The 22,408-nt window shown below is 69.8% G+C and carries 28 protein-coding genes and 4 tRNA genes; 22 read left to right on the top strand and 10 right to left on the bottom strand.

The annotated features are described in order from the left end of the window. Positions 1–227 precede the first annotated feature (227 nt). Positions 228–719, bottom strand: a complete 492-nt coding sequence (locus tag LV75_RS22760) for a YajQ family cyclic di-GMP-binding protein (RefSeq protein WP_253889022.1) — start codon at positions 717–719, stop codon at positions 228–230. A gap of 157 nt (positions 720–876) precedes the next feature. Here LV75_RS22760 and LV75_RS22755 point away from each other — a divergent pair. Continuing rightward, positions 877–957 (top strand) — tRNA-Tyr (locus LV75_RS22755). A 225-nt stretch (positions 958–1,182) separates the two neighbouring features. Here the strand turns inward: LV75_RS22755 and LV75_RS22750 are convergent. Beyond that, entirely contained in the window at positions 1,183–1,431 is a 249-nt protein-coding gene (locus LV75_RS22750) for a hypothetical protein (protein ID WP_253889021.1), read from the bottom strand. A gap of 527 nt (positions 1,432–1,958) precedes the next feature. On the opposite strand from LV75_RS22750, the gene LV75_RS22745 reads away from it, so the two are divergent. Beyond that, positions 1,959–2,453: a DUF1842 domain-containing protein gene (locus LV75_RS22745; protein WP_253889019.1), complete on the top strand. Its 495-nt coding sequence runs from the start codon at positions 1,959–1,961 to the stop codon at positions 2,451–2,453. Positions 2,454–2,512: 59 nt separating this feature from the next. Here the strand turns inward: LV75_RS22745 and LV75_RS22740 are convergent, their stop codons facing one another. Then, positions 2,513–3,736 carry a hypothetical protein gene (locus LV75_RS22740; protein ID WP_253889018.1) on the bottom strand — a complete coding sequence of 408 codons (1,224 nt, stop codon included), beginning with the start codon at positions 3,734–3,736 and terminating at the stop codon, positions 2,513–2,515. Continuing rightward, on the bottom strand, positions 3,733–4,242 hold the full coding sequence (locus LV75_RS22735; protein ID WP_253889017.1) for a sigma-70 family RNA polymerase sigma factor: 510 nt from the start codon (positions 4,240–4,242) through the stop codon (positions 3,733–3,735). The genes LV75_RS22740 and LV75_RS22735 overlap by 4 nt, the downstream gene beginning before the upstream one ends. 99 nt (positions 4,243–4,341) lie before the next feature. Between LV75_RS22735 and LV75_RS22730 the strand changes: the two genes are divergently transcribed. Both LV75_RS22730 and LV75_RS22725 read left to right on the top strand, forming a co-directional pair. Continuing rightward, on the top strand, positions 4,342–4,761 hold the full coding sequence (locus tag LV75_RS22730) for a VOC family protein (RefSeq protein WP_253889016.1): 420 nt from the start codon (positions 4,342–4,344) through the stop codon (positions 4,759–4,761). Continuing rightward, positions 4,758–5,723 carry a winged helix DNA-binding domain-containing protein gene (locus LV75_RS22725; RefSeq protein WP_253889015.1) on the top strand — a complete coding sequence of 322 codons (966 nt, stop codon included), beginning with the start codon at positions 4,758–4,760 and terminating at the stop codon, positions 5,721–5,723. The genes LV75_RS22730 and LV75_RS22725 overlap by 4 nt, the downstream gene beginning before the upstream one ends. On the opposite strand, the gene LV75_RS35605 is transcribed toward LV75_RS22725, so the two are convergent. Next, complete coding sequence (locus LV75_RS35605; RefSeq protein WP_253889014.1) at positions 5,720–6,610, bottom strand: GNAT family N-acetyltransferase; 891 nt, start codon at positions 6,608–6,610, stop codon at positions 5,720–5,722. The two genes, LV75_RS22725 and LV75_RS35605, sit on opposite strands and share 4 nt — an antisense overlap. Positions 6,611–6,642: 32 nt before the next feature. Between LV75_RS35605 and LV75_RS22715 the strand changes: the two genes are divergently transcribed. From LV75_RS22715 to rplA, 13 genes are all read left to right on the top strand, one after another. Beyond that, positions 6,643–7,446 carry a PhzF family phenazine biosynthesis protein gene (locus LV75_RS22715; protein ID WP_253889013.1) on the top strand — a complete coding sequence of 268 codons (804 nt, stop codon included), beginning with the start codon at positions 6,643–6,645 and terminating at the stop codon, positions 7,444–7,446. A gap of 145 nt (positions 7,447–7,591) precedes the next feature. Then, the gene (locus LV75_RS22710; protein ID WP_253889012.1) at positions 7,592–10,282 is read left to right on the top strand and encodes a putative bifunctional diguanylate cyclase/phosphodiesterase; all 2,691 of its coding nucleotides are present in this window, start codon (positions 7,592–7,594) and stop codon (positions 10,280–10,282) included. Between the two features lie 65 nt (positions 10,283–10,347). Then, positions 10,348–10,420, top strand: a tRNA-Thr gene (locus LV75_RS22705). 62 nt (positions 10,421–10,482) lie between these two features. Then, positions 10,483–10,555 (top strand) — tRNA-Met (locus LV75_RS22700). A 304-nt stretch (positions 10,556–10,859) separates the two neighbouring features. Continuing rightward, positions 10,860–11,024 (top strand): 50S ribosomal protein L33, encoded by a 165-nt coding sequence (gene rpmG, locus LV75_RS22695; protein WP_092777594.1) that lies wholly within the window; start codon positions 10,860–10,862, stop codon positions 11,022–11,024. A gap of 109 nt (positions 11,025–11,133) precedes the next feature. Further along, positions 11,134–11,592, top strand: coding sequence for an FAS1-like dehydratase domain-containing protein (locus LV75_RS22690; protein ID WP_253889011.1), 459 nt, complete (start codon positions 11,134–11,136; stop codon positions 11,590–11,592). Next, the gene (locus LV75_RS22685; protein WP_253889010.1) at positions 11,589–12,032 is read left to right on the top strand and encodes a MaoC family dehydratase; all 444 of its coding nucleotides are present in this window, start codon (positions 11,589–11,591) and stop codon (positions 12,030–12,032) included. The genes LV75_RS22690 and LV75_RS22685 overlap by 4 nt, the downstream gene beginning before the upstream one ends. A gap of 76 nt (positions 12,033–12,108) precedes the next feature. Continuing rightward, complete coding sequence (locus LV75_RS22680) at positions 12,109–13,206, top strand: aminotransferase-like domain-containing protein (protein ID WP_253889009.1); 1,098 nt, start codon at positions 12,109–12,111, stop codon at positions 13,204–13,206. Between the two features lie 214 nt (positions 13,207–13,420). Next, a tRNA-Trp gene (locus LV75_RS22675) sits at positions 13,421–13,493 on the top strand. A 65-nt stretch (positions 13,494–13,558) separates the two neighbouring features. Further along, the gene (secE, locus tag LV75_RS22670; protein ID WP_253889008.1) at positions 13,559–13,978 is read left to right on the top strand and encodes a preprotein translocase subunit SecE; all 420 of its coding nucleotides are present in this window, start codon (positions 13,559–13,561) and stop codon (positions 13,976–13,978) included. Between the two features lie 52 nt (positions 13,979–14,030). Beyond that, positions 14,031–14,789: a transcription termination/antitermination protein NusG gene (gene nusG / locus LV75_RS22665; protein WP_253889007.1), complete on the top strand. Its 759-nt coding sequence runs from the start codon at positions 14,031–14,033 to the stop codon at positions 14,787–14,789. A 114-nt stretch (positions 14,790–14,903) separates the two neighbouring features. Further along, a complete protein-coding gene (gene rplK / locus LV75_RS22660) occupies positions 14,904–15,335 on the top strand; it encodes a 50S ribosomal protein L11 (protein ID WP_092777606.1) in 432 nt (143 codons plus the stop codon). A 114-nt stretch (positions 15,336–15,449) separates the two neighbouring features. Continuing rightward, entirely contained in the window at positions 15,450–16,169 is a 720-nt protein-coding gene (gene rplA, locus LV75_RS22655; RefSeq protein WP_253889006.1) for a 50S ribosomal protein L1, read from the top strand. A 54-nt stretch (positions 16,170–16,223) separates the two neighbouring features. On the opposite strand, the gene LV75_RS22650 is transcribed toward rplA, so the two are convergent. Beyond that, positions 16,224–16,445: a hypothetical protein gene (locus tag LV75_RS22650; RefSeq protein ID WP_253889005.1), complete on the bottom strand. Its 222-nt coding sequence runs from the start codon at positions 16,443–16,445 to the stop codon at positions 16,224–16,226. 127 nt (positions 16,446–16,572) lie between these two features. Between LV75_RS22650 and LV75_RS22645 the strand changes: the two genes are divergently transcribed. Next, entirely contained in the window at positions 16,573–17,085 is a 513-nt protein-coding gene (locus tag LV75_RS22645) for a hypothetical protein (protein WP_253889004.1), read from the top strand. Positions 17,086–17,088: 3 nt separating this feature from the next. Here LV75_RS22645 and LV75_RS22640 read toward each other — a convergent pair whose 3' ends face one another. Beyond that, a complete protein-coding gene (locus LV75_RS22640; protein ID WP_253889003.1) occupies positions 17,089–17,856 on the bottom strand; it encodes a hypothetical protein in 768 nt (255 codons plus the stop codon). 261 nt (positions 17,857–18,117) lie between these two features. Here LV75_RS22640 and rplJ point away from each other — a divergent pair, with 261 nt between their 5' ends. Further along, complete coding sequence (rplJ, locus tag LV75_RS22635) at positions 18,118–18,678, top strand: 50S ribosomal protein L10 (RefSeq protein WP_253889002.1); 561 nt, start codon at positions 18,118–18,120, stop codon at positions 18,676–18,678. A gap of 61 nt (positions 18,679–18,739) precedes the next feature. Further along, positions 18,740–19,126 (top strand): 50S ribosomal protein L7/L12, encoded by a 387-nt coding sequence (rplL, locus tag LV75_RS22630; RefSeq protein ID WP_253889001.1) that lies wholly within the window; start codon positions 18,740–18,742, stop codon positions 19,124–19,126. Between the two features lie 60 nt (positions 19,127–19,186). Here the strand turns inward: rplL and LV75_RS22625 are convergent, their stop codons facing one another. Genes LV75_RS22625 through LV75_RS22615 form a run of 3 tightly spaced genes read right to left on the bottom strand, consistent with a single transcriptional unit; the run spans position 19,187 to position 20,306 of the window. Next, positions 19,187–19,393: a hypothetical protein gene (locus LV75_RS22625; RefSeq protein ID WP_253889000.1), complete on the bottom strand. Its 207-nt coding sequence runs from the start codon at positions 19,391–19,393 to the stop codon at positions 19,187–19,189. Then, positions 19,387–19,977, bottom strand: a complete 591-nt coding sequence (locus LV75_RS22620) for a hypothetical protein (RefSeq protein WP_253888999.1) — start codon at positions 19,975–19,977, stop codon at positions 19,387–19,389. Before LV75_RS22620 ends, LV75_RS22625 begins: the two co-directional genes overlap by 7 nt. Next, entirely contained in the window at positions 19,974–20,306 is a 333-nt protein-coding gene (locus tag LV75_RS22615; protein ID WP_253888998.1) for a PadR family transcriptional regulator, read from the bottom strand. Before LV75_RS22615 ends, LV75_RS22620 begins: the two co-directional genes overlap by 4 nt. 239 nt (positions 20,307–20,545) lie before the next feature. Between LV75_RS22615 and LV75_RS22610 the strand changes: the two genes are divergently transcribed. Together LV75_RS22610 and LV75_RS22605 are read left to right on the top strand one after the other, a co-directional pair. Then, positions 20,546–21,622: an ABC transporter ATP-binding protein gene (locus LV75_RS22610; RefSeq protein ID WP_301319626.1), complete on the top strand. Its 1,077-nt coding sequence runs from the start codon at positions 20,546–20,548 to the stop codon at positions 21,620–21,622. Then, positions 21,619–22,407 carry an MlaE family ABC transporter permease gene (locus LV75_RS22605; protein ID WP_253888997.1) on the top strand — a complete coding sequence of 263 codons (789 nt, stop codon included), beginning with the start codon at positions 21,619–21,621 and terminating at the stop codon, positions 22,405–22,407. Before LV75_RS22610 ends, LV75_RS22605 begins: the two co-directional genes overlap by 4 nt. Position 22,408: the final 1 nt, after the last annotated feature.

Raw genomic sequence — 22,408 nt, 5'->3', positions numbered from 1 at the left:
CTCCTGTCGTGTTCACCGATCCGAGGCTACCCACGTAAGAGACGCCCACATCCCCTATCCGAAGGCGACCCCCCGACAGTGCATCGCCCCTACTACACGCAGGGTTACCGGTGACCCAGGACACGATGACGGTGCGTTCACTCGGTCGGCTCAGCCGCAGCCGGCCTGCGCAGTGCAACCGGGTCTGACGACTGTGGCGGGCGTCACGCGACGCCCGCCACAGCGGGTCAGCGGTAGTTGGTGAACTGCAGGGCGATGCCGAAGTCGGCGCCCTTGAGCAGGTTGATGACGTCCTGGAGGTGGTCCTTCTTCTTGCCCGAGACGCGCAGCTGGTCGCCCTGGATCTGCGCCTGGACGCCCTTGGGGCCCTCGTCGCGGATCTTCTTGGCGATCTCCTTGGCCTTCTCGGTCGAGATGCCCTGGACCAGGCTGCCGGTCACCTTGTGCACCTTGCCCGAGAGCGCCGGGTCGCCGATGTCGAAGGCCTTCTGGGAGATGCCGCGCTTGATCAGCTTCTCCTTGAAGACCTCGATCGCGGCCGCGCAGCGCTCCTCGGTCTCGGCCTCGAAGGCGATCGCCTCCTCGCCGGACCAGTTGACCTTGGCCCCGGTGCCGCGGAAGTCGAACCGGGTGGACAGCTCCTTCGCCGCCTGGTTGAGCGCGTTGTCCACCTCCTGCCGGTCAACCTTGCTCACCACGTCGAATGACGGGTCCGCCACGTGCTTCGCACCTCCGCGTTCAGGGGTTGGTCAAGTCGGCACGGATGCTACCGCCGTGACCGCCCACCAGGGGGTCGCCGCGCAGAAGGGGTACCCGTTGGAACTCCCCCCGCCCCATTGGGTATGGTTCCGGTCGTCCAGCAACACCGGACACCCCGGCGGGTTGCCCGAGCGGCCAATGGGAGCGGACTGTAAATCCGTCGCGAAAGCTTCAGAGGTTCGAATCCTCTACCCGCCACAACATGCTCTGACCAGCGTTTATGGTCAACTGGTAGATCGCCGAGCGCGGCGATGACGGTCTCTGGGTGCGGCCCCGGGTGCGAACGCACCCGGGGCCGTTCTTCTTTTGCCTGGTGGTTCCCCTGCCCGCACGCCGGTGGTCACCGAGGTTGTGCACGGGGGGATCGTGGGCCACGAGGCCCTTTGTCGCGGTCATCAAGGGATCCGCAATTGGTGGACCGCGTCAGTCAGCGGTGGTCGAGCGGCGGCCGCGGTACCAAGCGAGGGTGCCGGAGGCGGTTAGGCCTATGCCCGCGGACAGCGGTAGGACCGGCCACGAGATGCCGTCTTCGTAGTGGGCGGGGCATTCGGGCATGCATTGGGTGATGGTGTAGCCGGGGCTGGGATTCTCGTTCGGGGTCAGCAGGTATGCGGAGCTGATTGTCAGGGCTATGCCGGTGAGTAGCAGGGTGTTGCGCCAGTCTGGCGTCATCTGGCCTTCCCGGGGTTCGCGATTGGGGTGCGGGGCCCTAGCGTGCCAGGGCCCGGAATGGGGGACCGGCCACACCCCTGCACAGTGTGGCCGGTCCCTGCGTCCGCATCGCGCGCGAGGGCGGCGCGATGCGGACGCTATTTCCGCGGGGGAGCCAACCCGGCGGAAAACCCTTGTTCACATATACCCAGAATAGGTTCGCCGCGGCCCGGTCCGCTCGTGCGGACGCGCGACACCCTGGCTGGACCAGTGGTCGGTGGCAGCCGGTAATTCACAGAACATCCCCACTGCGCTGAACGGCGGTGACCTCTGGTCCGCTCAGTCATCGGTGATGCAACCATCTGCGTCATTACCCCTGGTCAACGGCCTATTTACCGGTGGTGTCACCCGAACGCCGGACGTGCGGTGCGCGGTGCACTGGCTAGCTTTCCTTTCCTGTCTTCCGGGTCCTAGTCGCGGGGGTTTAGCCCATGTCTTCGATAAAGCGTTTTGCCGCTGTTCTTCTGGCAATAGTGGCGGTGTCCTCGGTGACCACCGAGGCCGCCGCCGATGCCAGGGACAAGAACGACGACCTGGTCGAAGTGGCCAAGTTGACCACCGCTCGACCAAGTCCAGGCGCTCCGGTGCTGCCATTGCTCCCCGATGACGGCAAGGACCGGCCGACCGGGGACGGGGTCGTCGCCCAGGCCGCCCAGTTGCCGTTCACCTACGCCTTCGACTTCTCCTCGTCGCTGGTCTCGCGCACCTTCTGGCCCACCAGCGGTGGCCGGGCCTGCGTGAGCCTGCGCGGCACGGGTGGGAGCGATCCCAGCTACTACGGCAAGGAGATCAGAGTCGAGATGTGGAACGCGTACGGCACCGACACCAGGGTCGGACCGTCGGTGCGCTACACCCTCAACGGCAACTCCTACGGCTACTGCTGGAGCGGCCTCTACCCCTACCACGAGCACTACTTCCGGCTGGTCAAGGACTGGAGCCCGACCATCCGGGTGTGGGGCACCGGCTGGGCCTCGGCGACCTGAGCGGGTCCACGGGCGGGACGACCCCGGTCGTCCCGCCCGCGTCCTGCCGACCCGCCCGGTCACGGGCTCCCGACCCGCAGCGCCGACGTCGCGGACACCAGGCCCGGGACGCGGTCGGTGAGCCAGCCCTGGTTGCCCTGCCTGAGCTTGCCGATGTTCAGCGCGATCTGCGGCCGGTTCCACGCCAGCAGCACCAATCGGTTGCCCGGCGCGAGCGGCCCCATCGCGGTGGGCGCGAAGCTGACCCCGGCGGCACCGTCGACCAGCTGACCCGGCACCGCCGAGACCGCGGTCTGCACCCGACCCGCGGTGGCGAGCGAGCTCAGCCTGGTGTCGACGGTCCCGTCCGGGGCGCTGACCACACCGACCACCCCGTCCGGGGTCGCGATGAGGTCGCCCCGGCGCACGCCCTGCCCGGTCGCGCGCAGCACACCGCCCTCGGTCCGCAGCGCCACCTGGTCGACCGGCACGTCGCCGAGCCCGGCCGCGATGGGGTACCGCTGCTTGTGGTCACCGGGGGTGCGGACCACCAGTTCGGCGTTCCACGCCCCCGCCCCCTGCTCCGGCGCGGGCCACACCGCGCCGATCGGGGTGTTCGTCTGCGGGGTCGGGTAGTCGACCGCCGAGGTGCGCACCTCGATCTCGGCGACGCCCGGCGCCGTCAGCGCCAGCCCGACCGGGCCGCCGCTGATGATCGGTTCGTCCTGGGGGTCCGGGGTGGCCGCGAGGAAGCCGACCGCGCGCTGCCCGTCGGGCACCGTGGTCAGCGCCCGCAGCAGCAACTTCGACCGGTCCGGTTTGCCGGTCACCGAGACCGGCGTGGTCACGAACGCGACCTGTTCGCGGCCGCCGGAGATGTCGGCGACCAGCACCACGATGTCCAGGCACGCCGACACGTTCGGCGACCGCCCGGCGAACACCGCGCGCACCGCGCCGGACGGCGGGTGGGCGGAGGTCTTCCACGTCTGTTCCGCGCGGTGCACCAGGTCGGCGTCCCCGGCCAGGTCCCCGCGCAGTTGCCACTGCGTGACCGCGGCGACGGTGGTGCCCTCCTGGTCCGGTCCGGTGTCGGACTGCGAGGTGACCACGAACGCCCCGGCCACCGCGAACACCACCACCGCGACCGCGGTCAGCATCTGCACCCGCTGGTGCCGTTGCGCGCGCCTGCGCCCGTGCACGTGCCGGAGCACGCGGTCGACCTGGTCGCCGCTGCTCGACAACCGCACCGAGCCCAGTTCGTCGCGCAGCCGGGCGATGGCGCGGTCTTCGTCTTCCGCGATCACGCCCCCCTCCTTCCGGGTGACGCGGGTGCTTGGGCCGCCCACAACTGCCTGACCCGAGCCATCCCCCTGCTTGTTAGCGACTTGACGGTGCCAACGGAGCAGGCAAGCTCAACTGCGGTCTGTGCTTCGGACAGGTCCAGCACCACTCTTGCCACTACCGCCGCCCGTTGCCGGGGCGGTAGCTGTTGCAGTACGACCAGGACGTGGTCTCGCTCGACCACCGCGCCTGCGAAGTCGTCCAAGTCCAGTTGCTCGGTTAGCTCATCGAGCGACACTTGTTGCTTCCGCTTGGCCACGCGCAAGAACTCGTTGTAGACGGCCTTACGCGCATACGCGAGGGCGTTGTCCGCGGGCACACGGCGCCACCTGCGTAGACAGCGTAAGAGCGCCTCCTGGACGATTTCCTCAGCGTCCCAGCGCCTGCCGGTGAGCATGACGGCGTAGCGCAGCAGTTGGTCGTACCGGTCCCGGACGAACTGGTCGAAACCGGTCTCACTGCCGTGCACTCCGTCACCCCCTCCCAAACCCAGTCACCCCCTAGACCGGACCCACCCCGGGAAAGGTTGCCAAGTCCGCCGGAAATTTCTGCCGGTACCGTCAGGACCATGACCAGGCCCGCCTTCCACCTCGCCATCCCGGTCGACGACCTGACCGCGGCCAGGCACTTCTACGGCGAAGTCCTCGGCTGCCCGCAGGGCCGCGACTCCGACTCCTGGGTCGACTGGAACCTCGCGGGCCACCAGGTCGTGACCCACCTCGCCCCCGGCCGCCGCGGTGACGCGGCCACCAACCCGGTCGACGGCCACGGCGTCCCGGTCCCGCACTTCGGCTTGGTCCTGGCCGTCCCCGACTTCCACGCCCTCGCCGACCGGCTGCGCGCCGCGGGCACCGAGTTCGTCATCGAGCCGTACGTCCGGTTCGAGGGCCAGCCAGGTGAGCAGTGGACCATGTTCCTGCGCGACCCGGCGGGCAACGCCCTGGAGTTCAAGGCGATGGCCGACCCGGACCTGCTGTTCGCCAGGTGAGCGGGCCCAGCCACGCGGACCTGGTGGCCCGCACCGTCGCCAACGGCCTGGCCGGACCGCGCGCGGCCACCGTGCTCGCCGCGGTCGAGCGGGTGGTCGGCGTCCAGTCGCAGGACGTGCGGCCCGCGCGCCTCGCCGTCCGCGCCCGCAGCACCGGCCTGCGCAGGTCCGATGTGGACAGAGCGGTCGCCGACGGCACCGTGGTCCGGACCTGGGCCATGCGCGGCACCCTGCACATGGTCGCCGCCGGGGACGCGGGCTGGCTGGTCTCGCTGCTCGGCCCGCGCTTCGCCCACGCCAACCGCGGCAGGCGGCACAGCCTCGGCCTCGACGACGCGCTCGCCGAGGTGGGCGCCCAGGTCATCGCCACCGAGCAGCCGCACAGCCGCGCCGAACTGGTCGCGCTGCTGGCCGACAACGGCATCCGGCTCGACCCCAAGACCCAGGCGCCCGCGCACCTCATCGCCTACGCCGCCATGACCGGCCGGATCCGCCGCGGCCCCGACCGCTCCGACACCGAACCCACCTACGTCCGCTTCGACCCCGGCCCGCCGGTCGACGAGCAGCGGGCCGTCGAGCGCTTGGCTGACCGCTACCGCAGCGGCTACGGGCCCGCCACGGCCGAGGACTTCGCCGCCTGGTCGGGCCTCCCGCTCGGCAAGGCCCGCGCGGGCTTCGGTGAACCAGGCGATCCAGGTGAACCAGAGCTGGTCGCCGACCCCGGGCCCACGACCAGGCTGCTCGGTCACTTCGACACCTATCTACTGGGCTACAAGAGCCGCGACGGCATCGTGCCGCCCGAGTTCGCTAAACGCGTGCAAGCGGGCGGCGGCTTCATCATGCCGGTGGTCCTGCGCGACGGCGTGGTGGTCGGCACTTGGCGCATGGACAAGAACAAGGTCGTCAGCGAGGTCGACGTCGAAGAGGAAGCCCAGGACATCGCCCGCTGGAACTCCGACTAGCGCAAGATCGGCCGCCGCATCCAGGTCGTCCACAGCGGGCGGTACCCGTTGCGGTACCAGAACGGCGTCGACCGGGGATTCGGCAGCGCGTGGTGCAACAGGGTCAGGGGAGCGCCCGCGTCCATCACGGCGTGGGCGTGCGCCGCCAGCGCCGTGCCCACACCGGAACCGCGTTGATCAGCCCGGACGCTCATGCTGGCCAGGTACGCGGGGCCGGGCACGGATGTGTACCTCGCGCACCACGCCGACTCCGGCGGGAGCTGGACGTAGACCGAGCCGAGGACCTCCCCGTCTCGGCAGCCGACCCAGATCCGCGGGTCGGGCGTGGCTAAGAGACCGGCCATCTGGTCCCGCAGGGCCTCGATGGCCGCTGGCCGCGGGGTGATCTTCCCGAACGGCGCGTCGTACTCGACCACGGCGACGGCCAACTCCAGCACGGTCGCCAAGTCCGCGGGCTCGGCCGGGCGGACCAGCACGTCGGCGGGCCCCGCCAAACCCCGGCCCGCCATCCGGGCCGCCGCGACGCTCACGGGGACGAAACCGCGCTGCACCAACGCGAACACGCCCTCGGTGTCGCGGCTGGGCACCTCCACGACCGCCGCGCACTCCAGGTCGCCGGGCTCCACCGAGCTGTGGATCAGGTCGAACCACTGGTCCAGCAGGTCCCCGAGCGCGTCCGGCCGCGCCAACCGCACCTCCAGCAGGTGCCTGCGCAGCGGCCCCCACGGATCGCTCTCGAGACCCCGCTGCGGCCACGCGATCGCCGCACCGCCCGTGCTCGTCAGCAGGTGACCCGCGCCGGGCGCGAGCGGCGGGGGAGCGGGCAGCAGCGGGTCGAGCGCGTGCACCCGGGCGGCGTGTTCGGCCTCGATCTCAGCGACATCCACCCGGCCATCCAAGCGCAGTACCGTCGACGCCCATGGACGTTTACGTGGTTGACGCGTTCACCGACCAGGCCTTCCGGGGCAACCCCGCGGCGGTCGTGCTGCTGACCGAGGACCGCTCCGCCGAGTGGATGCAGTCGGTCGCCGCCGAGATGAACCTCTCCGAGACCGCCTTCGCCGACCTCCGCTGCACCGACCCCACCCACCCCATCCCAGCCCCTCTTGACCCCACCCACCCCATCCCACTGCGCTGGTTCACCCCCAAAGCCGAGGTAGACCTCTGCGGCCACGCGACCCTCGCGACCGCGCACGTGCTGGAAGGCGCGCGCCGCTTCAGCACCCGCAGCGGCGTGCTGACCGCGACCCCCACCGACACCGGGATCGAACTCGACTTCCCCGCCGACCCGCTGCAACCGGTCGAACCACCCGCCGCACTGGTCGCCGCGTTGCCCGGCGTGACCGTGCTGTCCGCCCACCGCGGCCGGGAGGACTTCCTGATCCGGGTCGCCTCCGCCGACGAGGTGCGGGCGCTGAGGCCTGATCTCTCTGCGTTCGCCCAGGACTCGTCCAGAGGAGTGATTGTCACCGCACCCGGTGATCAGGGCGCCGACTTCGTCTCCCGCTGCTTCTACCCGGCCGTAGGCATCGACGAGGACCCGGTGACCGGTTCGGCGCACTGCACGCTGGCAGGCTTCTGGGGCCACGAGCTCGACCGGTCCTTGCTGGTCGGCAAGCAACTGTCGGCGCGCGGGGGCACTGTGACGGTCCAGCTCGACGGCGACCGGGTGCGGTTGACGGGCCGGGCCGTGACGGTGCTGTCCGGCCGTCTCACCTGCTGAACGGCCGCTGAACTTGGTGGCCGCGGGTAACTAGCACACGTGCCTCTTTCGCCTGATCGGGGTACAGTCAGCGGGCCGTCGGGGTCCCGCCACGCGCGGGAAGGTCACCAGGACCACCCTCCCGCGGCCGTTGGAGGAGGTTGCAATGCCGGACCACCCTGGCGCGGACCACCCCGGCGCGGCCGAGCAAGGACCGGCACTCGCGGACCCCGCTGAACCGGGTGCGCACCCGGAGCAGTGGCAGGCCGAGGAGCAGGCACCGGACCGCCGCTTCCTCTTCTTCTCCATCCTCGTCCTGGTCTCCGGTCTCGTCGCGGCCGGACTGACCTCCTGGTGGCTGCCCGCCCGCGACACCCCGCAGGTTGTCGTGGTCGGCCTGCTGCTCGCGCTGGGCTTCCTGCTCGCCGAGCAGCTCGCGATCAACATCGACGTGCGCACCGGGGTGTCCTGGTCGATCTCCTTCTGCGAGATCCCCCTGGTGATCGGCCTGTTCGTCGCCCCGTTCGAGGTCGTGCTCGCCGCGCACCTGCTCGCGGGCGTCGGCACCCTGCTGGTGCGCAAGGTGCAGGACCGGATCCTCTACAACGCTGGCGCGATGATCTTCGAGATCACCAGCGCGTTCGCCGTCGCCAAGTGGGTCAACGACGTGCTGCAGGGCATCGGCCCGGCGTGGGCCGGTGTGCTGGCTGGCGCGCTCGTCGCGCCGCTGTCGAGCACCCTGCTCGCCCTGGTCTGCGTGCGGGTGCTCGGCCGCACGATGCGCCTCAACGCCGCCGTCCGGCTCGTGCTGCGCACCCTGGTCCTCGGCCTGGTCAACGCCTCGATGGGCGTCGTCGGCTACCAGGTCGTCTCGCACGCCGAGGCGGGCTGGCCGCTGCTGGTGCTCGCCCTCGCCGGCCTGTCCGCGCTCTACATCGCCTACTCCGGCCTGCTCCGCGAACAGCGCGACCTCGAGGCGCTCTCCGAGGTCAGCCTCATCGTCGCCCGCTCGGGTCACCAGGCCGCGGCGAAACCGTCGTTGGGCCGCACCGACCCGACCGAGACGGCCAAGGTCGCCGACTGCGACGAGTGGCAGATCATCGCCGACCGGATCAAGGACCAGCTCGGCGCCGCCCGCGTCGTGCTCCGGCTGCGCTTCGAACCGCAGTTGCCGCTGCACACCGTCGTCTCCGGCGACGAGCTGCCGCCCGAGTCGCACGACGTCGAGGCCACCGGCTCCCGCGCCGACGCCCTGCTGCGGCTGCCCGGCTCGCACGTGCGCCACTTCCGCCGCGGCGACGCGACCCCCGAGATCCGCCACGCCCTGCTGCGCCGCGAGGCCGACGAGGCGCTCGTCGTGCCGCTGCGCAGCGCGAGCCACCTGCTCGGCGTGGTCGAGGCGCACGACAAGCTCTCCCGCTGGCGCGGCTTCGGCCAGGCCGACCACCGGCTCATCGGCACCATGGCCAGCCACCTCGCCACCGCCATGGACAACCGGCGGCTGCTGGCCACCCTGCGCCACGACGCCTACCACGACCCGCTGACCAACCTGCTCAACCGGCCCGGCTTCCGCCGCGCAGCCGGTGACCCGCTGCGCCGCCACCAGGACTCGGTGGTGCTGCGCATCGACCTCGACGTCCTGTCCACCGTCAGCGACGCGCTCGGCTACGCCTGGAGCGACCGGATGGTCGTCGCCGCGGGCCGCAGGCTGCGCGACGCGCTCGGCCCCGACGTGGCGCTCGCCCGGCTCGAAGGCGGCCAGTTCGCCGCGTTGCTGCTGCGCACCACCCCCGAAGAGGCGCACGGGATCGCCGAGCGGTTGCGCGCCGAACTGGCCGCCCCGTACCCGGTCGACCGGCTCACCGTCGAGGCCAACTCGGTCGTCGGCTACTCCGGTCCGCGCTGCGGCGAGCACGACGGCGCCCAGGTCGAGACCGACGTCGACGCCCTGCTGCAGCGCGCCGACGTCGCGCTGCGGGCCGCCCGCTCCAGCGGCGACACGGTCAAGGCGTACCTGCCCACGATGGGCCAGATCTTCCTGCGCCGGTTCCAGCTGGTCACCCAGTTCCGCCAGGCGCTGGAGACCGGCCAGGTCAAGGTGCACTACCAGCCCAAGGTCGCGCTCCCCAGCCGCCAGGTGCTCGGCGTCGAGGCGCTGGTCCGCTGGCGCCACCCCGAGTTCGGCCGCCTGGACCCCGACGAGTTCGTGCCAGCCGTGGAGGCCGCCGGTCTCGTCGACGCGCTCACCACCTTCGTCATGGACCAGTCGCTGATCCGGGTCCGCAAGTGGATGGACCGCGGTCTGCGCATCGCCGCCGCGGTCAACCTGTCGGTGCGCAGCCTCGACGACCCGACCTTCCCGGACCGGGTCGCCGCCGCGCTCGACCGGCACAACGTGCCGCCGGAGCTGCTCACCCTGGAGCTCACCGAGTCCGGCGTGATGGCCGACCCGCAGCGCGCGCTGCCGGTGCTGCGCCGCCTGCACACCCTCGGCGTCGTGCTCGCGGTGGACGACTTCGGCACCGGGTACTCCTCGCTCGCCTACCTGCGCCAGCTCCCGGTGGACGAGGTGAAGATCGACAAGAGCTTCGTGCTCGGCATGGGCACCGATCTCGGCGATCTCGCCGTGGTCCGCTCGATCGTGGAACTGGGTCACTCGCTCGGGCTGACCGTGGTCGCCGAGGGTGTCGAGGACGACGCCGCGCGCGACCAGCTCGCGGGCATGGGCTGCGACGTCGCGCAGGGCTACTTGATCTCCCGGCCGCTGTCGGAGAGCAGGCTCGAAGCCTGGCTGCAGGCCAGGACCACGCAGGCCAGGGGCCTGCGGGACGAGACGGTGCTGACCCTGCTGTCCTAGATCGACCCCCCGTTTTGGACCCTGCGGGCAGGCTGTGTAAAGTACTGCTCGTCCCCAGGGACAAGGCCCCTTTAGCTCAGTCGGCAGAGCGTCTCCATGGTAAGGAGAAGGTCTACGGTTCGATTCCGTAAAGGGGCTCGACGGTTCGGCCGCGGTACACCGGGAACATCAGCGGTGTGGCGCGGCTTGATCCATGTCACAGCGGTGTAGCTCAGTTGGTAGAGCAAGCGGCTCATAATCGCTGCGTCGCCGGTTCAAGTCCGGCCACCGCTACGCGATGGGTGACGTGTGTCAATGGAGAGCATTGACCTTGTCGCTTCGCCATTGTTCTGGGGGCCAGCCCCCAGGCCCCAGCCGGGGCTCGCCCCGGACCCCAACCCGGGGGGCGGCTCGCCGGGACCCCACACCCGGGGGTGATTCACCGGGGACCCCAACCCGGGGGGTGGTTTGCCGGGGACCCCGCCGAGGGGGGCGAGATCTCGGAACCCAGCCGGGGTTAGGCCCCGGACCCCCATGCCGGGGCGGCCCTGTTGGGTTGGCTTCGGGGTTGTTGATCTTTTGTGAAGGGCTGGTTGTTGTGGCTTCTACTGACGTGCGGCCGAAGATCACGCTCGCGTGTGAGAGCTGCAAGCACCGCAACTACATCACCAAGAAGAACCGGCGCAACGACCCGGACCGGGTGGAGCTGAAGAAGTTCTGCCCGAACTGCAAGACCCACAAGCTGCACAAGGAGACCCGCTAAGACGGGTTCACCGGGGCTCACCGTGCGCGGTGGCTTTGGTGATGTGAACGACGCGAGGCCATCCCACCTGTGTGGGGTGGCCTTTGTCGTGCATGGGTAGGGTTGCCGCGTGGCGCTTGAGCAGTCGTTCGTGGGGCGGGAGTACCCGCCGGAGTCGGTGTACGAGGTCGGCCGGGAGAAGATCCGGGAGTTCGCGGAGGCGATCGGGGACCCGCGGCCGGAGTACGTGGACGTCGAGGTGGCCCGGTCGCTCGGGTACGCCGACGTGGTCGCCCCGCCGACGTTCACCACCATCGTGAACCTGGCGTCGATCAACCGGATCGTCAACGACCCCGAACTGGGGCTGGACTACAGCCGGATGGTGCACGGCGACCAGAGCTTCACCCACCACAGCCCGGTCGTGGCCGGTGACCGGCTCGAGGTCACCACCACCGTGGAGAGCATCTCGCGGCGCGCGGGCAACGACTTCATCACCCTCAGGGCCGAGATCCGCACCGAGGCGGGCGACCCGAGGGTGACCACCAAGGCCCTGCTCGTGGTGCGCGACGCGGACGAGGAGCAGGCGTGAGCGAGATCCTTGGTGATTCGGCCGCCTCCAGCGAGGCTGGACCGGCCGTGGCCGTCGGGGACCAGTTGCCCGAGCTCAAGGTGCACCTCACCCGGGCCGACCTGGTCCGCTACGCCGGTGCCGCGCTGGACTTTAACCCGATCCACTGGAACGAGGCGTTCGCCAAGGGCGTCGGCCTGCCGGACGTGATCGCGCACGGCATGCTGACCATGGCGCTGGCCGGTCGGGTCGTCACCGACTGGGGCATGGGCGCCCTCGTCGACTACCAGGCCCGCTTCACCCGCCCGGTCGTCGTGCCCAACGACGACACCGGCGCGCTGGTGGAGCTCAGCGGCAAGGTGGGCGCGATCCTCGACGACGGCAGCATCCGGGTCGACCTGTCCGCCAAGTTCGAGGGCCGCGCGGTGCTCGGCAAGGCCATCGCGATCGTCCGGCCCTAGGCCGGGCCCCAGGAGCACCGGGAGGCGTGGTCGACCCCGACGGTTCGACCACGCCCGGTTCATCTAGATTCCACGCGTGACGGCATCAGAACTCATCTCCTTCGCCCGCGGCGCCCCCTCCCTCGACATCATCGACGTGGAAGGCCTCAAGGCCGCCGCGGACGCCGCACTCACCAAGGACCCCGGCGCCGCGCTCGGCTACGGCACCGCGGTCGGCTACCTCCCGCTGCGCAGGCACCTCGCCGAGCAGCACGGCGTCGCCGAGAACCAGGTACTGGTCACCAACGGCTCGATGCAGGCCGACGCGTTCCTGTTCGACCGGTTGGTCACCCCGGGCGCGCCGGTCGTCGTCGAGCGCCCGACCTACGACCGCACGCTGCTCGGGCTGCGCCAGCGCGACGCCGACGTGCGCCCGGTGTCGCTGCAGGTCGACGGGATCGACACCGACGAGCTGGCCGAACTGCTGGCCGGTGGCCTGCGCCCGACCTTCGCGCACGTCATCCCCAACTTCCAGAACCCGGCGGGCTACACGCTGAGCCTGGCCAAGCGCAAGCGCTTGCTGGAGCTGGCCGAGCAGTACGACTTCGTCATCTTCGAGGACGACCCGTACGTCAAGATCCGCTTCGCAGGCGAGTCGCTGCCGACGATGCTGGAGCTCGACGAGGGCCGCGGCCGCGTGGTCTACGCGAGCTCGTTCTCCAAGACCGTCGCCCCGGGCACCCGGGTCGGCTACCTGGTCGGCCCGGCCGCGCTGATCGACGACATCCGCGTCGCGGCGACCAACACCTACATCTCGCCGAACATGCTGGCGCAGGCGATCGTGCACCAGTTCAGCATCGGCGGGCGCTTCGACGCCGCGGTCGCGGGCGTCAACGCCGCGCTGGCCGAGCGGGTCCGGGTGCTGTGCGACTCGCTGAGCGAGCACCTGCCGGAGGCGAAGTTCACCGCCCCCGAGGGCGGGTACTTCATGTGGGTCGAGCTGGCCGGGGACGTGGACGTGGCCAAGCTGCTGCCCGCAGCCGAGGAGCGCGGGGTGACCTTCGTGAAGGGCACCGACTTCCTGCTCGACGGCGGCCAGTCGACCATGCGGGTGGCCTACTCCGGCGTGCGCGCCGACCAGATCCCCGAGGGCGTCGCCCGGCTCGCAGCCGCGCTGGGCGCCCTGCGGGGCTGAGCGGTCCCGACCGTCCCGCCGGTTCGCCGTGTTCTTGATCACCACGGCGAACCGGCTGGTCAGGGCCGTGATCGGTACTCGGTTTAGGTCCGTGCGAGCGGGTACCGTATGCTCTCGTGCTTGGAACGACTTGACCGTCCCCCTCGGGTCTCCGGTGGGGATAGTGGAGTGCGTCCGAACGCGGTCCGCCGGTAGTGTTGGTGGCGGAGTGCGAAGGGGTGTAGCTCAATTGGCAGAGCAGCGGTCTCCAAAACCGCAGGTTGCAGGTTCGATTCCTGTCGCCCCTGCGTTTGACGTCCGGTCCGGTTGATCCCGCGCCGGGTCGGGAGTTTCCAGCGAGCGGAGGAATCGCGTGGCCGAGGACCAGGAGCGGGAAGAGGGGCAGGAGCGCCCGTCTCGTCCGTCCACCGCCGCTGCCCGGCGTGAGCGCCGGGGCACGGCTCGCCCTGCCGCGCGCAAGGACGCCGACGGCAAGTCGGAGGCGCGGGCCAAGGCCCGCCCGGAGCGCGCGGCCAAGTCCGACGCCGTCGACGCCAAGGGCCGACCGACTCCCGCGCGCGACCGCAACAAGGACGACAAGGGCTCGATCTTCAGCCGGATCACCCGGTTCCTCCGGGAGGTCGTCTCCGAGCTGCGCAAGGTCATCTGGCCCACCCGCAAGCAGCTGATCGGCTACACCGCCGTCGTACTGGTGTTCGTCGCCTTCATGGTGGCGCTGGTCGCGGGTCTGGACGTCGCCCTGGGCAAGGGCGTGTTCTGGCTGTTCGGCTGAGTCCCCGCCGCTCGGCCGAACACGTGCTGCACGAAAGGAAGCGAGACCAACTGTGACCTCCGAGAACGGCGCGGCCCAGGCCGGCGACCTGACCGAACTCTCCGAGGACCACCCCGTCATCGACGCCGAGAACGCCGACGAGGTCCACGCGGACGAGGCCGCCGAGGCCCCCGTCGACGAGACGCCGATCGACGCCCCCCCGGCCGACCCGGTCGCCGAGATGCGCGACGCGCTGCGCGCCGCCCCCGGTGACTGGTACGTGGTGCACTCCTACGCGGGGTACGAGAACAAGGTCAAGACCAACCTCGAGACGCGCATCCAGACCCTGGACATGGAGGACTACATCTTCCAGGTCGAGGTGCCGACCGAAGAGGTCACCGAGATCAAGAACGGCCAGCGCAAGCAGGTGCAGCGCAAGGTGCTGCCCGGCTACATCCTGGTCCGGATGGAGCTCAACGACGGCTCCTGGTCCGCCGTGCGCAACACCCCCGGCGTCACCGGGTTCGTCGGCGCGACCTCCAAGCCGTCGCCGCTGACCATCGACGACGTGCTCAAGTTCCTCCTCCCCCAGGTCGAGGAGGCCAAGCCGAGCTCGGCCAAGGGCTCCGCCGGGTCCGCCTCGCGCGGCCCGACCGTCGAGGTGGACTTCGAGGTCGGCGAGTCGGTCACCGTCATGGACGGCCCGTTCGCCACGCTGCCCGCCACCATCAGCGAGGTCAACGCCGACGGGCAGAAGCTGAAGGTCCTGGTGTCGATCTTCGGCCGGGAGACCCCGGTCGAGCTGTCGTTCAACCAGGTCTCCAAGATCTGACCGGTCCGAGGGATCGGGCCGGGCAGGCACAACCGGGACGCAGCCATTCGTCGCGGGTGTGTCCACCGCGGTGCCGCGCGCGCCGCACACCGGAAGCACTAAGGAAGCACTGAGATGCCACCCAAGAAGAAGAAGCTCGCAGCGATCATCAAGCTGCAGATCAAGGCGGGTCTGGCCAACCCGGCCCCGCCGGTCGGCCCCGCGCTGGGTCAGCACGGCGTCAACATCATGGAGTTCTGCAAGGCCTACAACGCCGCGACCGAGTCGCAGCGCGGCACCGTGGTGCCGGTCGAGATCTCCGTGTTCGAGGACCGCTCGTTCGACTTCAAGCTCAAGACCCCGCCCGCCGCGAAGCTGCTGCTCAAGGCCGCCGGGATCGAGAAGGGCTCGGCAGAGCCGCACAAGACCAAGGTCGCCAAGGTCACCTGGGACCAGGTCCGCGAGATCGCCGAGACCAAGAAGACCGACCTCAACGCGATCGACATCGACCAGGCCGCGAAGATCATCGCCGGTACCGCCCGGTCCATGGGCATCACGGTCGAATAAGGCAGCAGCAGTACCCCGTGGGAGGGCCACGCGCTGGCTCGCACCACACCTGATCCGCGCTCGGCTGGTCCGCTTCCCGATCGGCCGCGCACACTTTCGTTAGAAGGAACAGCAATGGCAAAGCGCAGCAAGGCATACCGCCAGGCGGCCGAGCTGATCGACCGCGAGCGGCTCTACACCCCGCTCGAGGCCGCCCAGCTCGCCAAGGAGACCTCCAAGGTCAAGCTGGACGCGACCGTCGAGGTCGCCATCCGCCTCGGCGTCGACCCCCGCAAGGCCGACCAGATGGTCCGCGGCACCGTCAACCTGCCGCACGGCACCGGTAAGACCGCCCGCGTCATCGTGTTCGCGACCGGCGACAAGGCCGCCGAGGCCGAGGCCGCCGGAGCCGACGCGGTCGGCTCCGAGGACCTGATCGAGCGCATCCAGGGCGGCTGGCTGGACTTCGACGCCGCGATCGCCACCCCGGACCAGATGGCCAAGGTCGGCCGGATCGCCCGCATCCTCGGCCCGCGCGGCCTGATGCCGAACCCGAAGACCGGCACGGTGACCCCCGATGTCACCAAGGCGGTCAACGAGATCAAGGGCGGCAAGATCAACTTCCGGGTCGACAAGCAGTCCAACCTGCACCTGGTGATCGGCAAGGTCTCCTTCGACCAGTCCAAGCTGGTCGAGAACTACGCCGCCGCGCTCGACGAGGTCATGCGGGCCAAGCCGTCCGCGGCCAAGGGCCGGTACCTGCGGAAGATCACCTTCTCCACCACGATGGGCCCCGGCATCCCGGTCGACCCGGCGAAGCTGCGCAACCTCCTCGAAGAGGACGTGCAGGCCTGAGTTTCCCCAAAAGGGGCCCCGCTGCGGCGGGGCCCCTTTTGCGTTACCGGGTGCTTACCGGACCCGTTTCTTGGCCCGGTCGAGCAGTTCCAGCAGCACCAGGCAGATCACGACGACCGCCGCGGCGACGATCCACCACAGCGGCGCGGGCAGCCGCAGCGGGAAGGCCAGGAACGGGTCCCAGTCGAAGACCTTGGACGCGAAGGGCAGCAACCCCTCGTAGATCCCGACCAGGAACACCACCGCCTGCAGCCCGTCGTACCCCTTCTCGTCCATGGCCCACACGCTAGGACCGGGCGGTCTAGCGCCGAGTCATGCTGGGGTCGGGCCCGGTACTACCCCTTCGGGTGGAGATGCCGGTTTCGAGTGATCATCACCGCGGCCCGCTCGGGACCATCGGCGCATGATGAACCTCGCTCGCGTTCTCGCGGCCGCCGTCCTGGCGAGCGCCGCCCTGATCGTCCCCGCCACCTCGGCGCAGGCCGCCCCGACCACGGTCGTCGAACCGCACTGCGGTGAGTGGGTCGACTACAACAGCAACGAGAACCGCCGGATGAAGAGCTGGCTGTGCTTCTACGACTCCGGCGACGGCGGCGTCTACCCGGTGCTGTGGACCGAGTGCGGCTGGCTGGCCCTCTTCGGCATCGGCTGGGAGAAGCCGCCGAACGGCTGCCGGATCTGGGAGCCGAGCTACTACGAGATCACCTTCCCGGACGGCACCAAGACGCGGGACAAGACCTTCCCCGGCGCCTCCGGCTCCAACACCGCCAACTCCACCGCCGAGACCTACCCCTGCCAGCCGGGCGACTGGCGGATCCACTCCTACTACGGCGTCCAGATGAAGGACGTCCTCGGCAACTGGGGCAGCAGCGTCTCCGCCACGCACGAGGTGACCGTCAGCGTCAGCTGTCCATGATCGTCAGCCGGTGGGCTGGGTCGCCTTGGCCGGGCAGGGGTTCGGTTCGTCGTCGTGGCGGGAGATGGTCCACTGGTCGCCGCGGGAGCCGGGGATGACCTTGACGGTGAACCTGCCGAGGCGGGGGCCGTCGTAGACCTCCATCTCGCACGAGCTGACCACGATCGTGCCGTCGGTGCGCGGGGTGAAGTCCATCGCCAGCGGGAAACGGGGTTCCGCGTACTCGTTGGCCGTGCCGACCTCGGCGTTGAGGCGCTGGACGGCCGTGCGGCAGTCGGGGGCGTTGAAGTGCCGGGCGAACTGGTCCTCGACCTGCTGCGTCTCGAACCGAGTGCAAGCGTCGTCCGGGATGTTCTGGGCGATGTTGTCGTAGAACGCGCGCACGGCCTCTTTGGGAGTGGTCGCGAAGAGGACCGTGCGCGTGGTCTTACCGCCGCCGGTCTGCGAGGCGGGCAGGTCCTCGTCGGGGCCGCCGAAGAAGTGCTGGTAGGCCCAAGTGAGGGCGAGGAGCACGAGGAGCAGGTAGACCAAGCGGCGGAACCACTTCGCCAGCAGCACGCGCAGCCACAGCGGTCGGCGCTTAGCGCGCGGCGGCGGGGGGAGCGTGCCGTCGGCCTGGCCGCGTTGGAAGTCCTGGAACCGCTGGAACTCCTGGAACTGGCGCCACTGCTCGTCATCGGGCATCGGCACCGCGGGTGGCTGGCCCGGTGGTCGGATCGCGGGCGGCCCGGCGGGTGGTTGGTCGCGGTCCGGCTGCTCGTGATCGGCCATGGTCACCATCATGCCGTTGACCCCGGTTTGGAGTCGACGGTGGACACCGCGTACGCTGGATCCCGGTTCACCGAAGACCGCTGGTCTCCGCCGCGCTAGTGGCGGATGAAGGTCCCACCGACGTGGGCGGCCCGCGCAGGAGGACATGGATCGTGCTTCTCCGGCTGTTCGCAGCCTGTCGCGCCCCGTGCCGCCTCACGCGCCGGGGCGTTCCTCGTTCTCGGGGTCGGCCAGCGACCCGAACACGAGAGGAGGCGACCCATGGCGAAGCCAGAGAAGGTGGGCGCAGTCGCCGAGATCGCGGACAAGTTCCGCACCAGCTCGGCCACCGTCGTCACCGAGTACACCGGCCTCTCCGTGGCCCAGCTGACCACGCTGCGTCGCGCTCTCGGCACCGGCACGTCCTACCGTGTCGCGAAGAACACCCTGGTCAAGCGGGCAGCCGCGGACGCCGGGGTGGAAGGTCTGGACAGCCTGTTCATCGGTCCGACCGCGATCGCCTTCGTCGAGGGCGAACCGGTCGACGCCGCGAAGGCCATCCGCGACTTCGCGAAGGACAACAAGGGTCTGGTCATCAAGGGCGGCTACATGGACGGCCGCCCGCTCACGGTGGAAGAGGTCGCGCAGATCGCGGACCTCGACAGCCGTGAGGTGCTGCTCGCCAAGCTGGCGGGCGCGATGAAGGGCAACCTCGCCAAGGCCGCCGGGCTGTTCAACGCCCCGGCCTCGCAGATCGCCCGCCTTGCCGCGGCCCTGCAGGAGAAGAAGGCAGCCGAAGGTGGCGCCGCCGCTCCCGCCGAAGACGCCGCAGCCGAGAGCTGAACACCCCACCCGGAAGAATCGCGCCCGCTAGCCCGGGTGTGTTAGTGAAAGGAACGCCACCATGGCGAAGCTCAGCACCGACGAGCTGCTCGACGCGTTCAAGGAGATGACTCTCCTCGAGCTCTCCGGCTTCGTGAAGCAGTTCGAGGAGACCTTCGAGGTCACCGCCGCCGCCCCGATCGCCGTTGCCGCCGCCGCCCCCGGCGCCGCCCCGGCCGAGGCCGTCGAGGAGCAGGACGAGTTCGACGTCATCCTCGAGTCCGCTGGCGACAAGAAGATCCAGGTCATCAAGGTCGTCCGCGAGGTCGTCTCCGGCCTGGGCCTGAAGGAGGCCAAGGAGCTGGTCGAGGCCGCTCCCAAGGCCATCCTGGAGAAGGTCGCCAAGGAGGCCGCCGAGGCCGCCAAGGAGAAGCTCGAGGCTGCGGGCGCCAAGATCTCGGTCAAGTGATCTAGCACCACCCTCGTCGAAGGGCCCGACACCGCACCGGTGTCGGGCCCTTCGCGTTCCTCAGGTCCGCCTCCGGCGCAGGGCGGACAGCCCGGTGGCCGCAGTGACGACTCCCGCGGCGGCGAACGGGTTGACGACCAAGAGCGCGATCGCCACGAGAACCGCGGCTGGGACGATCCACCTGAGCAGCCGCAACGCCTGACTGGTTCGGGTGGCGTCCTCGAGGACATAGCCGATCAGGCCGTGGGGGTGTTTGCGGGTCACCACGACCGGATCCGCTCAGCCGGGGTGCGTAGTTCGCGGCGCAGCAGTGGGGCGCGGACCAGGACTCGGAGCGCGTGGCGTGCTTGGGCCCGTTTGCTGCCGGCTTCGGCGATCTCCCAGATCTCGGCGAGGAAGTCTTCCCGGAACCGCTCGCGGTCTGCGGCGGGGAGCAATCGCACGGCCAGGCTGGTCAGCCCGCGCGACAGCCGCCCCACCGGGGGTGCTGTGACTGGATAGGTGGCTGCGACCTCGGCTGCGAGGCGATCGAAATCGCGGGAGAGCTGTTTGAGGGTGCTGCCCAGACTCGCGGGGTGGTGCTGTTCCCGGCGCTCGTTCCTCAGTAAGAAGGCGGTGTAGCGCAACCTGTAGAAGGCATCGATGGAGGCCCCGGGTACCACCAAGGTATGAGGGTCCACGCGTTTGAGCACGGCGCTCAACCGCAGGGCATGTTCCAGTGCGTATTCGGGCAAGCGGTCGGGGTCGCCAGTGATCATCACCCCTGGGGTGGGGTGGAGCATCTTGATGATCGACTCCGCGTCCTGCAGGGCGTCTTCGAGGATGTGGGGGAAGACGATGAAGTCGATCACTGGGCACCCCCGGCGATGCCCGGGCGGAGACGGGCGAGTGCGGCGCGGCTGGCTTCGGTGCGGCTGAGGGCGGCGCGGATCGTCGCGGTGCTGTTGGGGTCGAGGCTGTAGTAGCGGCGCCGGGGCCTGCCCTCGTGGGCCGGGTCGACCTGCTCCCAGCGGCTGCGCAGCCAGCCGACCCGCTCCAGCCGGGCCAGCAGGGGGTGGATCGTGCCGCTCGGCAGCCCCGCCGCCGCGCAGATCTCCAACCCGTACCGCTCCTGGTCGGGGTCTTCCAGCAGCACCCGCAGCACCAGTTGGGTCGGCAGTGTCATCCGTGGACCGGCCATACCCAGAACTCTACCTAGCCCTATCTAGAGATGTACCGAGATGGCTGAAACCGGCTGGTCGCGCAGGGTGTCGACGGGTGACCCAAAGCGATGGTGTGGGCAATCTCATAACCCGGTTGAGCGAATGGGGAGGGATCCGAGTACTTTTCCAACTCGGCAGTAACTTCGCGAGTAACCCGGTCGGGTCGCCCTCGTTGCACGGGGGTGAACGCCGGTGGGCAACACGGGCTGGAGGGTCGATGGGCGCCGAGGTGGTCGTCGAGGGGCTGACGAAGTCCTTCGGGAACCAGGCCATCTGGCGGGACGTCACGCTGACCCTCCCGCCGGGTGAGGTGTCGGTGATGCTCGGGCCGTCGGGGACCGGGAAGTCGGTGTTCCTCAAGTCCATGATCGGCCTGCTCAAGCCCGACCGCGGCCGCTGCGTCATCAACGGCGTCGACATCGTGACCTGCTCGGAGGCCAAGCTCTACGAGGTCCGCAAGCTCTTCGGCGTGCTGTTCCAGGACGGCGCCCTGTTCGGCTCGATGAACCTCTACGACAACGTCGCCTTCCCGCTGCGCGAGCACACCCGCAAGTCCGAGGCCGAGATCAAGCGCATCGTCCTGGACAAGCTGGAGCTGACCGGCCTGCAGGGCGCCGAGCGCAAACTCCCCGGCGAGATCTCCGGCGGCATGCGCAAGCGCGCGGGCCTCGCCCGCGCCCTGGTCCTCGACCCCGAGATCATCCTGTGCGACGAGCCGGACTCCGGCCTCGACCCGGTCCGCACCGCCTACCTGAGCCAGTTGCTCATCGACCTCAACGCCCAGATCGACGCCACCATCCTGATCGTCACGCACAACATCAACCTGGCCAGGACCGTGCCGGACAACCTGGGCATGCTCTTCCGCAAGGAACTGGTGATGTTCGGCCCCCGCGAGGTCCTGCTGACCAGCGACGAGCCCGTGGTCGCCCAGTTCCTCAACGGCCGCCGCCTCGGCCCGATCGGCATGTCCGAGGAGAAGGACGCCGCGCAGATAGCCCAGGAAGAGGCCCACGCGGCGGCAGGCCACTCCGACGGATCGTCCGAAGAGGACCTGCGCGGGGTGGTGCCGCAACTGGAGCCGACGCCCGGCCTCCCGGAGCGGATGGCGGTGCGCAGGCGCAAAGACCGGGTCATGCAGATCCTGCACTCCCTCCCGCCCGCGGCCCAGCAGGGCATCATCGAGTCCCTCACCCACGACGAACTCCTCCGCTACGGCCTCACCGCCCCCCGCCCCCGCCCCGCCGAGGTCGACGACACCCAAGAAATCCCAGCCTGGCCCGGCGGCCGCCCATGACCGCTCCCACCAGGTCTTTCCCCGGTGCGGGTGCCCTGCGCGAGACCGGGCGGCTGTTCGCGCTCGCCATCGACGTGGTCGTGAACATCTTCAAGCGGCCGTTTCAGACGCGGGAGTTCATCCAGCAGTGCTGGTTCATCGCCAGCGTCACGATCTTGCCGACCGCGTTGGTCGCGATCCCGTTCGGTGCCATCGTCGCCCTGCAGCTCGGCACGTTGATCGTCCAGTTGGGAGCGCAGTCCTTCACCGGTGCCGCCAGTGTTCTGGCGATCATCCAGCAGGCGGCGCCCCTGGTCACCGCCCTCCTCGTCGCGGGTGCGGGCGGTTCGGCCATTTGCGCCGACATCGGCTCGCGCACCATTCGCGAGGAGATCGACGCCATGGAGGTCCTCGGGGTTTCTCCGGTGCAGCGGCTGATCGTCCCCAGGGTCCTCGCGGCGATGCTCGTGGCGGTCCTGCTCAACGGTCTGGTCAGCGTCGTAGGTGTGATGGGCGGCTACTTCTTCAACGTCGTCCTACAAGGCGGCACCCCCGGCGCCTACCTGGCCAGTTTCTCCGCTCTAGCGCAGCTGCCCGACCTCTGGATCAGCGAGCTCAAGGCCCTGATCTTCGGCTTTATCGCGGGTGTCGTCGCTGCCTATCGCGGGCTCAACCCGAAGGGCGGGCCGAAGGGGGTCGGTGACGCGGTGAACCAGTCCGTGGTCATCACCTTCCTCCTGCTGTTCTTCGTCAACTTCGTGCTGACCGCGGTCTACCTGCAGGTCGTCCCGGCGAAGGGGAGCTGAC

This window comes from Actinokineospora diospyrosa (genome assembly GCF_024171925.1).
In the GTDB taxonomy this organism is placed as follows: domain Bacteria; phylum Actinomycetota; class Actinomycetes; order Mycobacteriales; family Pseudonocardiaceae; genus Actinokineospora; species Actinokineospora diospyrosa.
This window is presented reverse-complemented; position numbering and strand designations above follow the sequence as displayed.

What these genes read in the sequence shown, in the direction of transcription:
- rplA (WP_253889006.1), top strand. Translation starts at nt 15,450, where the DNA reads ATGGCAAAGCGCAGCAAGGCATACCGCCAGGCGGCCGAGCTGATCGAC.
- LV75_RS22610 (WP_301319626.1), top strand. Translation starts at nt 20,546, where the DNA reads ATGGGCGCCGAGGTGGTCGTCGAGGGGCTGACGAAGTCCTTCGGGAAC.
- LV75_RS22615 (WP_253888998.1), bottom strand. Translation starts at nt 20,306, where the DNA reads ATGGCCGGTCCACGGATGACACTGCCGACCCAACTGGTGCTGCGGGTG.
- LV75_RS22730 (WP_253889016.1), top strand. Translation starts at nt 4,342, where the DNA reads ATGACCAGGCCCGCCTTCCACCTCGCCATCCCGGTCGACGACCTGACC.
- LV75_RS22605 (WP_253888997.1), top strand. Translation starts at nt 21,619, where the DNA reads ATGACCGCTCCCACCAGGTCTTTCCCCGGTGCGGGTGCCCTGCGCGAG.
- rplK (WP_092777606.1), top strand. Translation starts at nt 14,904, where the DNA reads ATGCCACCCAAGAAGAAGAAGCTCGCAGCGATCATCAAGCTGCAGATC.
- LV75_RS22645 (WP_253889004.1), top strand. Translation starts at nt 16,573, where the DNA reads ATGATGAACCTCGCTCGCGTTCTCGCGGCCGCCGTCCTGGCGAGCGCC.
- LV75_RS22715 (WP_253889013.1), top strand. Translation starts at nt 6,643, where the DNA reads ATGGACGTTTACGTGGTTGACGCGTTCACCGACCAGGCCTTCCGGGGC.
- rplL (WP_253889001.1), top strand. Translation starts at nt 18,740, where the DNA reads ATGGCGAAGCTCAGCACCGACGAGCTGCTCGACGCGTTCAAGGAGATG.
- LV75_RS22710 (WP_253889012.1), top strand. Translation starts at nt 7,592, where the DNA reads ATGCCGGACCACCCTGGCGCGGACCACCCCGGCGCGGCCGAGCAAGGA.
- LV75_RS22650 (WP_253889005.1), bottom strand. Translation starts at nt 16,445, where the DNA reads ATGGACGAGAAGGGGTACGACGGGCTGCAGGCGGTGGTGTTCCTGGTC.
- LV75_RS22750 (WP_253889021.1), bottom strand. Translation starts at nt 1,431, where the DNA reads ATGACGCCAGACTGGCGCAACACCCTGCTACTCACCGGCATAGCCCTG.
- rplJ (WP_253889002.1), top strand. Translation starts at nt 18,118, where the DNA reads ATGGCGAAGCCAGAGAAGGTGGGCGCAGTCGCCGAGATCGCGGACAAG.
- LV75_RS22640 (WP_253889003.1), bottom strand. Translation starts at nt 17,856, where the DNA reads ATGGCCGATCACGAGCAGCCGGACCGCGACCAACCACCCGCCGGGCCG.